Below are 15,624 nucleotides of genomic sequence, written 5' to 3'. Positions count from 1 at the left end.
CCCATCGAGCCTTGCCGTCTTACGTTGCGATCCGTTCGGAGTGGCAACCTGTCGGTAGCCGACCGAAACTGAAACCTGCTGTTCGTGATCAGGAAATAACGCACCCTCGTGCCGAAGCGTCTTCAAGGAGGTCGCACGGTGGAGCAGTCTGCCGAGGTCGATATAGCCGGGCCGAACAAATCCGTTGTCGACCAGCGAGCCGACGGCTCGGGCCCGGTGACAACGGAAACCGAGACGAGTACGGACGCCGAAAGTGAACTCGCTCAGGTCCTGGCCGCCGTCATACGTGTGGACCATGTTCCGGTCGACAAACACTTTTTCGACGACTTGGGTGCCAACTCTTTGGTCATGGCCCAATTCTGCGCAAGGCTCAGGAAAAGGCCGGATCTGCCGTCAGCGTCCATCAAGGACATATACCGGCACCCTACGATCCGAAGCCTGGCGGCAGCTCTCGCCGTGACAACTCCCACCTCCCCCGACTGCTCCGTCCCGAATTCTCCCTCGTCGCCGGTGACGACCAGCCAGCTGGCGTACGTTCTCTGCGGAATCTTCCAGCTGTTGATGTTCTTGGGGTATTCCGTTGTCGCGGGAATGATGGCCGCTCGCGGTTACGAGTGGATCGCCGCGGGATCTGACGCGGCCGACATTTATCTGCGGTCGCTCGTCTTCGGCGGCGTCGGTTTCGTCGCGCTGTGCGTGTTCCCGGTCGTCGCGAAATGGATTCTCATCGGCCGCTGGAAACCGTGCGAGTTCCCGGTCTGGAGTCTGGCCTACCTGCGTTTCTGGCTAGTCAAGGTGCTGCTCCACGCCAATCCGATGCTCTTGTTCGTGGGCAATCCCCTGTACCCGCTGTATCTCCGGGCACTCGGCGCTCGTATCGGCAAGGGAGTGACGATCCTCTCCCACTCCCTCCCGGTCTGCACCGACTTGCTTACGATCGGCGCCGGCACGGTGATCCGCAAGGACTCGTTCCTCCTCTGCTACCGGGCACACGCCGGGCGCATCCAGACCGGCCCGGTCACGCTCGGCCGCGACGTGTTCATAGGCGAGAAAACGGTCCTGGACATCGACACGCGGATGGGCGACGGAGCACAGCTCGGCCACTCGTCCGCCCTGTACCGCGGCCAGGCGGTCCCGGACGGCGAGCACTGGCACGGGTCCCCGGCACAGCCCACGGACGTCGACTACGTGAGGGTGCCGCCCACGCGATGCCGCGCCCTCCGCCGGGCTTCCTTCGGGCTGATGACCTTGCTTCAGCTGCTCTTCTTGTACATGCCGCTGGCGCTCGGCGGAACGTACATGCTGTTCACCGAAGTCCCCGCCATCAGCCGGCAACTCGGGCCGGACGCGGGCGGACTCGCGTCGGGGCAACTGATCAGTGGCGCGCTGGTGTTGTCACTCGTGCTGTTCTTCGGATTCGTCGTCGCAGGCCTCGTCGTGCTGTACACCGTTCCGCGTCTGCTGAACCTGGTCATCAAGCCCGACAAGGTGTATCCGCTCTACGGATTCCACTACTCGGTACACCGGGCCGTGGTGCGCATGACGAACATCAAGTTCTTCACGTGGCTGTTCGGTGACAGTTCCTACATCGTGTACTACCTGAAGGGGCTCGGCTACGATTTGTCGCGGGTCGAGCAGACCGGGTCGAACTTCGGCACCGAAGTGCAGCACGAGAGCCCCTATTTGGTGTCGGTCGGCAGGGGAACGATGGTGGCCGACGGCCTGTCCATCGTGAACGCGGAATATTCCAGCACGTCCTTCCGGATATCCCGGGCGTCGATCGGATCGCACAACTTCCTCGGCAACAACATCGCCTACCCCGTGGGCGCCAGGACGGGCGACAACTGCCTGTTGGCGACTAAGGTCATGGTTCCCCTCGACGGTGAAGTCCGCCAAGGCGTAGGTCTCCTGGGCTCGCCCTGCTTCGAGATTCCGCGGTCGGTCGAACGCGATGCACGGTTCGACGACCTCAGGACCGGGGAGAGGCTGCGCCGCCAACTTGCCGCGAAGAACCGCTACAACCTGCGCTCGATGGCCCTCATGCTGTTCATGCGGTGGCTGCACACCTTCGCCCTCACGCTGCTCGCGCTCGTCTCCATCGACGTGTACGGCGTGCTCGGACACGTGGTGATCGCCGCATATCTGGCGATGACGCTCTGCTTCTCCACCCTTTACTACATCCTGTTGGAACGCTGCATCGCGTCATTCCGCGCCCTCCGCCCCCAGTTGTGCTCCATCTACGACCCGTACTTCTGGTGGCACGAACGCCTGTGGAAGGTTCCGGACGAACACCTCAACATCTACAACGGGACCCCCTTCAAAAGCCTGATCTGGCGGATGCTGGGCGTGCGCATCGGCAGCAGGGTGTTCGACGACGGCTGCTATCTGACGGAGCGGACACTCACCACCATCGGGGACGAATGCACGCTCAACGCCGGGAGCAAAATCCAATGCCATTCGCAGGAGGACGGCACCTTCAAGTCCGACGGCAGCACGCTCGGTGCCGGCTGCACCCTCGGTGTCTCCGCCCATGTGCATTACGGCGTGACCATGGGTGACGGCGCCGTACTGGCACCCGATTCCTTCCTCATGAAAGGCGAGGAGGTGCCCCCGAACGCATGGTGGGGAGGAAACCCCGCCGGCGACATGCCGGATGCCCCCGATCAATCTCACGCCGAGCCGAGAAAGGCCATTCGATGGGAGCGCGCCTGAATACGGACCGGGAGTTCTGGAGCCGTGTGCTGACCGCTGGTGGTTTCACCGCGGTGCCACGGTGGGTCCGGGAGCCGGTGACGGGAGTGGCCGAGTACGAGGCGGCGGTGCCGGACCACGTGACGGCCGCGGTACGCGGGCTGACGCGGAAGCTGGAAGTGCCGCTCAGCGCGGTGTTGTTGGCCGCGCACGCCAAGGTGCTGGCCGCGTTGTCCGGTGAGCAGGAGGTCGTGACGGGGTACGTCACCGGAGCTCGAAGCGGCCCGCTGCCGTGCCGGCTGACCGTCGCCCCCGGGCCCTGGAGCGCCCTGGTGTCGAGCGCCCGTCGCGTCGAGGCGGAGCTGCTCGCGCACCGGCAGTTCCCCGTGGACGAGCTGCGCCGGGAACTGGGCGTGGCCGGGCCGACGTACGAGGTCGTGTGCGATCCGGCGGGGACCGACGACGGGCTGATCGGCGACGCCGCGCTGGGGGTGGGCTGGTACGACCGTGGCGGACGGCTGGTGATGCGGCTGCGCTGTCGCAAGCAGGTACTTGACGCCGAGTGCGCAGCCCGCATCGGCGGGTACCACCTCGCCGCACTGCGGTTGATGGCCGCCGACGTCGACGCCGAACACACGCGGCAGAGCCTGCTGTCGGCCGACGAGGTGGGCGAGCAGCTCGAAGGACTGGCCGGGCCGCGCCGGCTGCTGCCGGACGCGCGGGCGCACGAGCTGTTCGAGCAGCGCGTACGGGCCCACCCGGACCGGGTGGCGGCGGTGCACGGCGACCGCTCATGGACGTACGGGGAACTGAACGCGCGCGCGAACCGGTTGGCGCGGGCGTTGCTGGAGCGGGGACTGGGCCGGGAAGACGTGGTCGCGATCGTCACCGAACGCAACCTCGACTGGCTGGCCGCGACGTTGGCGGTGTTCAAGGCGGGCGGCGCGTACCTGCCGATCGAGCCGCACTTCCCGGCCGGCCGTATCGCGGCAACGCTGTCACGCGCAGGCTGCCGACTGGTGCTGACGGAGTCCGGCAGCACCGACACCCTCGACCAGGCCCTGGCCACCCTTCCGGAGGCCAGGAAGCTGCTGATCGAGGAGGCGTACGCACAGCAGCACGCCGACACCGACGTCGGTGTCGAGGTCGCCGCCGACCAGCTGGCCTACATCTACTTCACCTCCGGTTCCACCGGCGAGCCGAAGGGCGCGATGTGCGAGCACGCGGGCATGCTCAACCATCTCTTCGCCAAGATCGATGACTTGGAGATCACCGAGGGGCGCGTGGTGGCGCAGACGGCCCCGCAGTGCTTCGACATCTCTCTGTGGCAGTTGGTGTCCGCGCTGCTGGTGGGCGGGCAGACTCTGCTCGTCGGACAGGAGTCGGTCGTCGACGTGGAGCAGTTCCTCGACACGATCGTCCGCGGACGGGCCGGTGTCGTCCAGGTGGTGCCTTCCTACCTGGAGGTCGTGGTCTCGTATCTGGAGAAGCAGCCTCGCGAACTGCCCGACCTGCGCTGCGTGTCGGTCACCGGTGAGGCGCTCAAGCGGGAGCTGGTCCAGCGCTGGTTCGCGATCCAGCCGGACATCAAGCTCGTCAACGCCTATGGACTGACCGAGACTTCGGACGACACCAACCACGAGGTCATGGACACGGTGCCCGAGCGCGTACTGCTGGGGTGCGCGGTCAACAACGTGCGCGTGTACGTCGTCGACGAGCATCTGTCGCTGGTGCCGCTCGGCGCCCCGGGGCTGCTCGCGTTCTCCGGCGTCTGCGTCGGGCGCGGATACATCAACGATCCCGAACGGACCCGTGAGGCCTATCGGGAGGACCCGTACCGGCCGGGTGAACGGCTCTATCTGAGCGGCGACTGGGGGCGCTGGCACCCGGGCGGCAGGCTGGAGTTCCTCGGGCGCCGGGACAACCAGGTCAAGATCCGCGGATTCCGTATCGAGATCGGCGAGATCGAGAACACCCTGCTGCGGGTGGACGGACTTCGGGACGCCGTGGTCGTCATTGCCGAGCGGGCCGGCCACAGCAAGCACCTGATCGCCTTCTACACGGGCGAGCGCCAGGAGACGGACGTCCTGCGCGAGGCGCTGGGTGCCGTACTGCCCGCCTACATGCTCCCCTCGGCCTTCCACTGGCAGCCCAGCCTGCCGCTCACCGCCAACGGCAAGATCGACAGGAAGGCCCTGACCGCGCTGGCCGAACAGACGGAGGCACCCACGGAGAACGACGCCGGTGAGGACCACGACCGCGCCCCGCTCACCCCGACCGAGCGGAAGCTGGCGGCAGCCTGGGCCGAACTGCTCGGCGTCCCCGAACAACAGGTCGGCCGGAACGACCACTTCTTCGACTGCGGTGGCACCTCCCTCACGGCAGTGAAACTCACCATCGCCCTGGACCGCGCCGTGTCCCTGAAGGACATCACCCGGCACCCGGTCCTGGCCGACCTGGCCGCCCTCCTCGACGGCACGCCCCAGCGACGCCCGGAGCTGCTTCAGCCGCTGTCGGGGAAGGCGGGCGGCGCGCCGGACTGCGCACTGGTGTGCTTCCCCTACGCAGGCGGCAACGCGGTCAACTACCAGCCGATGGCGAGCGCGCTGGCGGACAACGGGCTCACGGTGTACGCCGTCGAGCTGCCCGGTCACGACCTGGCCGCCCCGGGCGAGCCGTTCGCCACCATCGAGCAGGTGGTGCAGCAGGTCGCCGCCGAGATCGCCGAACGGGGCCTGACCAGGGTCATGATCTGGGGCCATTCGTCAGGCGCCGCGTCGGCCGTGGCGACGGCCAGGCAGCTGCAGGAACTCGGCGTCGACGTCCCGCGGGTGTTCCTCGCCGCACAACTGCTCGGCACCGCCGCCGACCGGCGCGCCCACCTCGCCGAGCTGACACGCCGCAGCAACGCCGAGATCGCCGCCCGACTCACCAGCGACAGCGGCCACACGGAACTCGCGGAGCTGAACGCCGAGCACGCCGACCACATCGGTGCCGCCTACCGGCACGACTGCGAGTCCGCCCACCGCTATTTCGCCGACGCCCTTCAGACCCCGCCGCCGGTGAAGCTGTCCGCGCCGGTCACCGTGGTCGTCGCCGCCGACGACCCGAACACGGCCGGATTCGCCGACCGCTACCGCGACTGGCAGCTCCTGGCCGACCACGTGGAGCTGCACGAACTCCCCGACGGCGGCCACTACTTCCTGCGCACGCGTCCGGCCGAAGCCGCACGGGCCGTCCTGGGCGCCACCGAACCACTGGCCTCCTCGTGAGCCCCGAACGAGCGGCCTTCTCTTCACCCTCCCAGAGCCTTCAGCGGGGCAACCGAAAGGAAACCGAGATGTCGTCCTCACCCCTGGCACCCCTGCTCGACGTGGAGCTGCGGCCGGACCGGCCTCCGATCCTGCATGCCAAGGCCCCTGGCGATGCGGCGAGTTGGGCGGTTGAGCACCGCGACGCGCTGCGCGCACACGTCGCCCAGCACGGCGTGCTGCTCGTCCGCGGCCTGGACCTGCGGGATGCGGATCAGGTCGGTGCCGTCTTCGCGGGCCTGTCCGACGGCGGCCTCATGACGGAGAGGGAGGCATTCGCCCCCCGTCAGACCTACGGCCCCGGGGTGTACTCCTCGACCACCTGGCCGGCCAACCAGCCGATGTGCATGCACCACGAACTCAGCTACACGCTGGAGGTTCCCGGCCTGATGCTGTTCGCGTGCCTGACCGCACCCAGCCAGGGCGGTGCCACGGCGGTCGCCGACGCGGAACAGGTGCTCCAGGCCCTGCCCACCGAGCTCAGCGACCGATTCGAGCGCGAGGGCTGGCTGCTGACCCGCAGCTACAACGACGAGATCGGGGCCTCCCTGACGGAGTCGTTCGGCACCGACGACCACGCCGCCATCGAGCGCTACTGCCGCGCCCAGGCCATCGACTTCACCTGGCAGCCCGACGGCTCCCTGCACACCCGCCAGCGCCGCAGCGCCGTCGTACGGCACCCGCTCACCGGCCGACGCTGCTGGTTCAACCAGATCGCGTTCCTCAACGAGTGGACGCTCGCCCCCGAGGTGCGCGAATACCTGGTGGACGTCTACGGCGAGGGCGGACTGCCCTTCAACACCCGCTTCGGTGACGGCACTGCGATCAGCGAGGACATCGTCCAGCTGCTCAACTCCACCTACGAGGAGCACACCCGGCGCGAGCCCTGGCAGCCCGGCGACCTGATGCTCGTCGACAACATCCGTACCGCCCACAGCAGAGAGGCCTTCACCGGAGAGCGCCAGGTGCTGGTCGCCATGGCCGAGCCCCGGCGCCTGGCCGACTGCGCTCCTGAGCCGAAGGGGAGCCGACGATGACCCACCTGATGTCACCCGCCACCGGGCGTGCCGCCTCCGACGCACCCTCGCCGCCGACCTTCGCGGTGATCTCCGGCGCGCAGGTACAGCAGGCACTCAGCGGACGCGAGAAGGCGATCGTGGAGCTGGTCGAGGAGGCCTACCGGCTGCACGGCGCCGGGGACTCGGTCAACCCCCCGTCGTACTTCCTGCGCTTCCCCGACCGCCCTACCTCGCGCATCATCGCGCTGCCGGCCTCCATCGGCGGGTCGGTCCAGGTGGACGGTCTGAAATGGATCTCCAGCTTCCCGGCCAACGTGCAGGCCGGCCTGCCCCGGGCCTCCGCGGTCCTCATCCTCAACGACCATGACACGGGCTACCCCTTCGCCTGCCTGGAGAGCTCCATCATCAGCGCGACCAGGACCGCGGCATCCGCCGCGCTTGCGGCCGACTGGCTCAGCCGCACCCGGCCCCGCCCCACCCGTGTCGGATTCTTCGGCACCGGTCTGATCGCCCGCTACATCCACACCTTCCTGGCCGGCACCGGATGGGCGTTCGACACGATCGGCGTGTACGACGTCTGCGCCGACAGCACCGCCGGTTTCTCGGGCTACCTGCACCAGGCCGGCACCACCGCGCAGGTCGCGGTCCACGACAGCGCCGAGGAACTGATCCGTTCCAGCGACCTGGTCGTGTTCGCCACCGTCGCCGGCGAGCCCCACGTCACCGACCCGGCCTGGTTCACCCACAACCCGCTGGTCCTGCACGTGTCCCTGCGCGACCTCGCTCCAGAGATCCTGCTCGACTCGGTGAACATCGTCGACGACGTCGAGCACTGTCTGAAGGCCGACACCTCACCCCACCTGGCCGAGCAGCTCACCGGCAACCGCGACTTCCTCGACGGCACCCTCGACGACGTCATGACCGGACGGCTGACGGTGCCGGCCGACCGGACCGTGATCTTCTCGCCGTTCGGACTCGGCGTCCTAGACCTCGCCGTGGGCATGTACGTGTACGACGAAGCAGCCCGGGCGGGGGAGCTCCGCCTCATCGACGACTTCTTCCACGACCTGCGCCGGTACGGCTGAAGCCACACCCTTCAGCCCTGGCAACAGGAGGTCCACCGTGCCCGTCATTTCCGCTCCCCACGCCTTCAACGAAAGCCGGCTCTACGTTGACCTGCAGCCGATTCTCGGACGCCGTCTCTACCTGAAATGCGAGGGCTTCAACTTCGCCGGCTCCATCAAGCTGAAGGCCGCGACCGAGATGGTGGAAAGCGCCGAGCGCGAAGGACACCTGACGCCGGCCTCGATTCTCGTCGAGTCCTCATCCGGCAACCTCGGCGTGGCGCTCAGCGTGATCGCCGCGAGCAAGGGATACCGGTTCCTGTGCGTGACGGACTCCCGCTGCAACCTGTCGACCAGACTCCTGATGGAGGCGCTGGGCAGCGAGGTGCACATCGTCGCCGATCTGGACGCCAACGGAGGATTCCTCGGCAAGCGCATCGAATACGTCCGTAGGCTGTGCGCGGCCGACAGCCGGTACGTGTGGCTGAGCCAGTACACCAACCCGGGCAACTGGCGGGCCCACTACCGCACGACGGCACCGGAGATCGCCGGCGAATTCCCGGGCCTCGACGTGCTGTTCATCGGGGCGGGCACCACCGGGACCCTGATGGGCTGCGCACGCTACTTCCGGCAGTGGCACCGGCCGGTGCGGATCGTCGCCGTGGACGTCGTGGGCTCGGTCGCTTTCGGGGGCCCGCCCGGTCGCCGGATGATTCCCGGCCTGGGCATGAGCATGCGCCCGCCGCTGCTCGACGAGTCGTACGTCGACGAGGTGATCCGCGTCGAGGAGGCGGACACCATCCGCACCTGCCACCGGCTGGCCCGGCGCGGATTCCTGTTCGGCGGCTCCACGGGAACCGTGGTCAGCGGTGCGATGGACTGGCTGGACCGGCACGACACCCGCGGCCTGACGGCCGTGGCCATCGCCCCGGACCTCGGCGAGCGCTACCTCGACACGATCTACCAGGCCAACTGGCTGCAGGACCTGTACGGCGACGACATCCTCGACTCCGAAGAGGCGACGGTCGCCTCCCGGAGGCGCCAGATCATATCGCGGGTGACGGATCGCCAGCGGAACTCGTAGCCGAGACCCTGCCGGTCTGGCGGGCGGGTGCGGCAACCACAGTCTCGGCGGCACCGTGAAGCGCCGGTGAAAACCCTGTGGAAGCGGTGTCGGTGGTGCCGTTTATGCTGCACCGGACGATCACGCGGGACCAGGGGAGGGCGCGGCATGTTGGGCAAGCTGTTTGGCAGGAGTGCGGAGAGACCGGCGGCGGATCCGCACGTCCTTCCCGTCCCGCGCAGGCAGAGGAGCGGGATGTACACGCTGCGCGCGCTCGGGGACGCGCGGGTGCTGGCGCTGGTGGAAGCGGCCGACGCGGGTGACTGGGAGGCCGTCAAGGCGGCGCTGGCCCCCTTCGATCTCGGCCGCGACCACCAGGTCCTGGGCGAGCTCGCCGAATTGGACGGTGCGCAGGACTGGATCGGCCGGGCCGTCGAGGAGGACAAGGAGCACCGGGCGACCGCGCTGCTGATATCCGGCGCGCGTCACATCATCTGGGGCTGGGAGGCGCGCACCGCCGAGCGAGCCGTCAACGTCACGCAGGAGCAGTGGCGCATCTTCCACGAGCGGCTCCACATCGCCGAGGAGCAGCTGCTGGAGGCCGCCGAGCTGCGGCCGGAATGGGTCACGCCGTGGCGCCGCCTCCTCACCTCCGGTCGCGGCATGTCGCTGGGCCCCGCCGTCAACGAGACCCGGCTCGACGCCGCCCTGCGCCGCGACCCGCTGGACCTGGAGACCCATCTCGAGTGGGTGTCGCAGTTGCAGCCCCGTTGGGGCGGCGAGCCGGGGCAGGCCCTGGCGTTCGCCCAGGAGGCGTTCGCCCGCGCCCCGCAGGGTCACCGCCTCGGCTGCGTGATCGCCATGGCGTACATCGAGGAGTGGGTCGAGGCGGAGCGCGGGGACTACCTCGAAACCTCCGAGATCCAGGCGCAGTTGCGGGAGGCGGCGGACCACAGCATCCTCCACCCCGCGTACGTGTGGCGCCCGGGCTGGCAGCAGGACTTCAACATGTTCGCCATGGCCCTGTCGCTGGCGGGCGAGCGGCACACGGTCCGGCGCGTCTTCCAGACGCTGGACGGCGCCTACACCAAGTGGCCCTGGACCTACTTCGCCGAGCCCGAGAAGCAGTTCGCCCGCCACCACCGCCGCGCCTGAGCACCCGTCGGCCCCGGTGCCGCCTGCCCGTCACCCGTCACCCCTCCCACTCCGGACTGCCCGATGACTCTGCCCGACACCGCCGCGTACCCGGCCGGCGCCGACCGCACCTTCCAGGTGGATCTGCGCGGCCTCGTCGATCTCCTCTCCCACCACCTCTACTCCAGCCCTCGCGTCTACCTGCGCGAACTGATGCAGAACGCGGTGGACGCGCTGACAGCGCGGCACGCCCTCGAACCGTCCGCGTCCGCCGACGCCTTCGGCGTCCGCCTGTACGCCGACGGTTCGGTGGTACGCGTCGAGGACGACGGCGTCGGTCTCACCGAGGCCGACGTGCACACCTTCCTCGCCACCATCGGCCGCAGCAGCAAGCGCGCCGAGCAGATCGCCGAACAACGCGGGGACTTCATCGGCCAGTTCGGCATCGGCCTGCTCTCCTGCTTCCTGGTCGCGGACGAGATCCACGTCCTGAGCCGCTCCGCCCGCACCCCTGACGCACCGGCCGTGGAGTGGCGGGGACGCGGCGACGGCAGCTACACCGTCCGCACCCTGCCCGCCTCCGCCCGCCCCCGGCCCGGCACCACCGTCACGCTGACGCCGCGCGCCGACGCGGGCGAGTGGAGCCGCCCGGCGCAGGTACACGCGCTGGCCCGCCACTTCGGCTCCCTGCTGCGCCACCCGGTGACCTTCGACGACGGCACAGGCGGCACAGGCGGCCCGTACGGCCCGGGCGCATCCGTCAACCCCGAGCCCGCCCCCTGGGCGCGCACATACCCCACGCCGGGAGCCCGATCCCGCGCGCTGGCCGCGTACGGCGAGGAGGTCTTCGGGTTCACGCCGCTGGACACCATCGAGCTGGACCTGCCGGCCGTAGGCCTGAAAGGCATCGCGTGTGTGCTGCCCGAGGCGGTGCCGGCCGGACGCCGCCACGGCCACCGCGTGCACGTCAAGGGCATGCTGCTGTCCGAGCAGGCCGAGGAGATCCTGCCCGAGTGGGCGTTCTTCGTGCGCTGCGTCGTCGACGCCGAGAGCCTGCGCCCGACGGCGTCCCGCGAGTCCCTGTACGAGGACGACACGCTCGCCGCCGTCCGCGACGCCCTCGCCGAGCGGCTGCGTGCGTGGATCGCCCGGGCGGCTGCCAGTGACCCGGACCTGCTCGCCCGCTTCCTCCAGGCCCACCACCTGGCCGTGAAGTCGCTCGCGGTGCACGACGACGAGATCCTGCGGATGCTGCTGCCCTGGCTGCCGTTCGAGACCACCGACGGGCACTGCACCCTCGACGAGTTCGCGCGCACCCACCGCACCGTGCTCGTGACGTCCAGCGTGGAGGAGTTCCGGCAGGTCGCGGCGATCGCCTCGGCCGCCGGGCTCGGCGTCGTCAACGGCGGCTACACCTACGACCGTGAACTGGTCCACCGGCTGCCCGAGATCAGACCCGAGGTCAGCGTCGCCGACCTCGACCCGGCGACCCTCACCGCCCACCTCGACCCCGTCGACCGGGAGACGGAACTGGCCGCCGCGGCCTACCTCGCCCAGGCCCGCGACGCCCTCGCCGTCTTCGACTGCGACGTCGCGCTGCGCACCTTCCAGCCCGCCTCCGCCCCCGCCCTCCTGGTCGACAGCCGCGAGGCCCGGCACGAGCGCACCCGCTCCCAGCTCGCCCGCGAGCAGGAGGGCGGCCTGTGGGGCGACATTCTCGGCGCCCTGCGCCAGGAGGCCCCGCGGGCCCAGCTGATCCTCAACCAGCTCAACCCGCTGGTCCGCACCGCCGTCACCATCGACGAGCCCGAGCTGGCCCGCACCAGCGCCGAAGCCCTCTACGGGCAGGCCGCGATGCTGTCCCGGCGCCCGCTCAAGCCCGCCGAATCGAGCCTCATCAACCGCTCCTTCCTCGACCTTCTCGCCCACGCCCTCCGCAAGGACAGCTAAGGACAGCCGACGATGACGACCGCACCACAGACCACCGACGAGCTGTACCAGGCGCTCCAGGAGAACGACCGGCGACCCTACGGCCGCACCCGCACCGTCACCGCCGAGGAACTCGTCGACGCCGCCGAGCAGTTCGCGGAGCCCGTCCCGCTCATCCACGCCCTCCTCGAACTGCAGGAGGCGTACACCTACGGCTCCGAACCCCGCAAGTCGCCCGTCGTCTTCGCCCGCCTGCTCACCCTCTTCGACGAGCAGCCCGACGTCTTCGACGAGCGCCTGCGCCACATGCTGTTCTGGCGGTTCAAGTGGGTGGCCAACGCCCTGCGCGCGCTGCCCGAGATACCGCTGGCCAGCCTGCGCCAGTGGCTGAAGGAGATGCGCGACCGGTACGAGAAGGCCGGCCTGGGCCTCCAGCCCTACTACGGACAGGCGTACCAGCTCGCCGCCCACGTCGGCGAGGACACCACCCTCGCCTACGAGCTGTGGGCGGGCCGCACCCGCACCCGGTTCAGCGACTGCGAGGCCTGCGAGATCTGTGAGCGCGCCCTGTACCACCTCACGGCGGGTGACGACGAGCGAGCGCTGCGCGCCTGGGAGCCCGTCCTGGCCGGGAAGGAGTCCTGCCAGGAGGAACCGGCCCGCTCCGTCTCGTACGCGCTGCTGCCCCTGCTGCGCACCGGCCGCACCGACCGGGCCCGCGAACTGCACCTCGCCGGCTACCGCGGCTGCCGCCGCAACCCCTCGATGTCCCAGGAGGTCGGCCGGCACCTGGAGTTCTGCGCACTGACCGGCAACGAGGCACGCGGCCTGGAACTGCTCTCCGAGAACCGGAACCTGTTCGACGAGGTCGACTCGCCGCTGGACCTGCTCGGCTTCCTCACCGGCGTGGAGGTCCTCCTCCAGCGCGTCGAACTCCTCGGCCACGGCGAACTGCCCACCGTCGGCTATGCGGGCCGCACCTGGACGGTGGCCGGCCTGCGCGCCGAGGTGCGCGGCCGCGCCGACGACCTCGCCGCCCGCTTCGACGCCCGCAACGGCACCACGGCCCACACCGACCGCCGCAAGGCCCGCCTCGACCGTGCCCCGCTCCTGGACGCATTGGAACTGACCCTGCGCACCCGAAGCCTCGACGAGGTGGTCCCGGCCGCCCCGGTCGCTGCGCCCGCCCCCCGTACGGCCGCCGCCGTCCCCGACTCGCTGCCCGAACTCATCCTCAAGGCAAGGATGTTGGAGGAGCAGGGGCACCCGGACGCAAAGGCCTGCTGGGCGCGGCTGCGCACCCTCGTCACCGCCCGCGACTACACCCACCCCGACGACCCGGCCGTGGGCCCGCTCGTACAGCTGCGCGCGGACCTGCTGGCCGACGAGGCGAGCCGGGCGGGCGAGAAGGACGAGTTCGCAGAGGCGGCCGACCTCCACGAGGAGGCCGCGGCTCTGTACGACGCCGTCGGAGAGCCGGGTCATGCGGCGCTCGCCCGCGCCTGTGCCCTGCTCGCCACCGCCGAGGCCCCGGTGCAGGACGCGGACGGAGCCGAGGCGAAGGCCGCCGCGCTGACCGCCGCCCACGAGAACATGGTCCGCCTGCACGACGAGACACCGGGCCTCACTCCTGCTCAGGAGGCCCGCCTGCTGCGACTGCGCGCGACCGCACTCGGCCTGCGCCTGCAGGCATCGAGGAGCGAGGAGCACGTCGCGCCGGTCTTCGCCGAGGTGGACCTGCTGCTCGCGTTCGCCACCCGGCACGACGTCGTCGGACAGATCTCCGGCGGCCTGCTGCTGCGGGTCAGCACGTACGCCCTCTCCGGCGACCTGCCCGCCGCGGTCACCGAGATCGACGCCCTCCTCGACCGGTTGAAGGCGCACGGCCCCGCCTGGCACCTGCCCCGCACCCTCGGACTGCGCGGCCGGCTCCAGCTCGGCCTCCGGGACGCGCAGGCGGCGCACGCGGACCTGACCGAGGGCTTGCGACTGGCCGCCGACTGGCCGGCCGACGCGGTCGACACCGCCCGCCTCCACGGTGATCTGGCCGAGGCCTGCATGCACCTGGGCCGCCCCGACGAGGCCCTGCGGCACCTGACGCGCTCCGCGGAGCTCGAGCTTCGACGCGGCAGTCGGACGGACGCGTTCTGCGCGTACAGCAACGCGGCCCAGCTCAGCCTCGACCTGGGCCGCGTCGAGGACTGCATCGCTCTGCTCGACTCCCTGCTGGCCGAACCGGACGTCGTCGCAGGAGAGTTGGACGACCGGCTCGTCGCTCAGCTGCGCCTGACCCGCGCCCGCGCGCTGCACGCGGGGGAGGACCTCAAGGCCGCCACGGCGGAGTTCGTCGCCCTCGCCGCCGAGTCGGCCGGCTGGGACGACGACCCGGGCAGCCACGCCATGATCGCCGCGGAGACGGCCGTACTCCTCGGCGAGTCCGGCGAGTTCGGCCGGGCCCGCGAGGCCGCGGACCAGGCACTCGCCGCCCATGCCCAGGCCCCGCGCTACGAGCAGCTCAGCAACTGCCTGCGTGAACTGGCCCGCCTCCAGACCCAGCAGCAGGGCCCCGACGGCCTGGCCGACGCGCTCGCCTTCCTCGCCGACGCGGGCCGGATCGCCGACGAGGCCCGCGCCGCCGAGTACGAGGCCCACGGCCGCTCCCTGGACACGGCCCTGGCCTACGAACACGGCCGGGTCAACGCCTTCGCCGGCGAGTACGAGGACGCCCTGGCCGCCCTGGAGAAGGCCCTCGCCCTGCTCGGCGAGCCGGGCCGGGAGGACGACCGCGCCGGCGAGTGGGCCGAATGCGTACGCCTTGCGAGCGCCGTGGAGGGCATCTACCTGGAACGCCCGGCCCCCGCCCTCACTCGCCTCGACGCGGCGATCTCCCACCTGACCGCTCTGGGCCACTCCGAGGAGACCGAACCACTGACCTCCTTGGCTGCCCGCCTGCGCGACGAGGAGTGACGCGAAGCGGTGCCGGGGCGACAGCGCTCCGGCACCGGGGCCCATCTCCGGGCTGACGGAGCCGGATCATGGCAACTCCACCTCGTTCGCTGGAGCGGCGGTCGTGAAACCGTGAATCAGTGAAAGGACTCGATCAGGGTGTCGAGCATGCCCGAGACGGGCACCACCACCGTCAACAACCCAGTGATCCCCGGCTTTCACCCCGATCCGAGCATCTGCCCGGGTGGGTGAGGACTACTACGTCGCGTGTTCCAGCTTCGAGTACTTCCCGGGCGTGCCCATCTTCCACAGCCGGGACCTGGTGCACTGGACGCAGATCGGCAATGCGCTGGACCGGCCGAGCCAGCTGCGCCTGCCGTTGGACTCGCCCTCGTCGGGAGGGATTTACGCGCCTACCCTGCGCCACCATGACGGCCGGTTCTGGCTGATCGTCACGAATGTCAGCA

At 69.9% G+C, this 15,624-nt stretch carries 8 protein-coding genes and 1 pseudogene; all 9 read left to right on the top strand.

The features are described from left to right. Nucleotides 1-138: 138 nt before the first annotated feature. The gene (locus tag SSP24_RS32115) at nt 139-2,712 is read left to right on the top strand and encodes a Pls/PosA family non-ribosomal peptide synthetase (protein WP_141313488.1); all 2,574 of its coding nucleotides are present in this window, start codon (nt 139-141) and stop codon (nt 2,710-2,712) included. Next, nucleotides 2,697-5,963 carry a non-ribosomal peptide synthetase gene (locus SSP24_RS32110; protein ID WP_141313487.1) on the top strand — a complete coding sequence of 1,089 codons (3,267 nt, stop codon included), beginning with the start codon at nt 2,697-2,699 and terminating at the stop codon, nt 5,961-5,963. The genes SSP24_RS32115 and SSP24_RS32110 overlap by 16 nt, the downstream gene beginning before the upstream one ends. A gap of 68 nt (nt 5,964-6,031) precedes the next feature. Continuing rightward, complete coding sequence (locus tag SSP24_RS32105; protein WP_141313486.1) at nt 6,032-7,039, top strand: TauD/TfdA family dioxygenase; 1,008 nt, start codon at nt 6,032-6,034, stop codon at nt 7,037-7,039. Further along, complete coding sequence (gene sbnB, locus SSP24_RS32100) at nt 7,036-8,106, top strand: 2,3-diaminopropionate biosynthesis protein SbnB (RefSeq protein ID WP_141313485.1); 1,071 nt, start codon at nt 7,036-7,038, stop codon at nt 8,104-8,106. Before SSP24_RS32105 ends, sbnB begins: the two co-directional genes overlap by 4 nt. 37 nt (nt 8,107-8,143) lie before the next feature. Further along, a complete protein-coding gene (sbnA, locus tag SSP24_RS32095) occupies nt 8,144-9,169 on the top strand; it encodes a 2,3-diaminopropionate biosynthesis protein SbnA (protein ID WP_141313484.1) in 1,026 nt (341 codons plus the stop codon). 147 nt (nt 9,170-9,316) lie between these two features. Then, nucleotides 9,317-10,303 carry a hypothetical protein gene (locus SSP24_RS32090; protein ID WP_141313483.1) on the top strand — a complete coding sequence of 329 codons (987 nt, stop codon included), beginning with the start codon at nt 9,317-9,319 and terminating at the stop codon, nt 10,301-10,303. Nucleotides 10,304-10,366: 63 nt separating this feature from the next. Continuing rightward, nucleotides 10,367-12,232 carry an HSP90 family protein gene (locus tag SSP24_RS32085; RefSeq protein WP_141313482.1) on the top strand — a complete coding sequence of 622 codons (1,866 nt, stop codon included), beginning with the start codon at nt 10,367-10,369 and terminating at the stop codon, nt 12,230-12,232. Between the two features lie 12 nt (nt 12,233-12,244). Then, the gene (locus SSP24_RS32080) at nt 12,245-15,178 is read left to right on the top strand and encodes a hypothetical protein (protein WP_141313481.1); all 2,934 of its coding nucleotides are present in this window, start codon (nt 12,245-12,247) and stop codon (nt 15,176-15,178) included. A gap of 147 nt (nt 15,179-15,325) precedes the next feature. After that, nucleotides 15,326-15,624: pseudogene (locus tag SSP24_RS32075) on the top strand (family 43 glycosylhydrolase); the annotation flags it as partial.

The sequence above is a fragment of the Streptomyces spinoverrucosus genome, assembly GCF_006539505.1.
In the GTDB taxonomy this organism is placed as follows: Bacteria; Actinomycetota; Actinomycetes; order Streptomycetales; family Streptomycetaceae; genus Streptomyces; species Streptomyces spinoverrucosus.
This window is presented reverse-complemented; position numbering and strand designations above follow the sequence as displayed.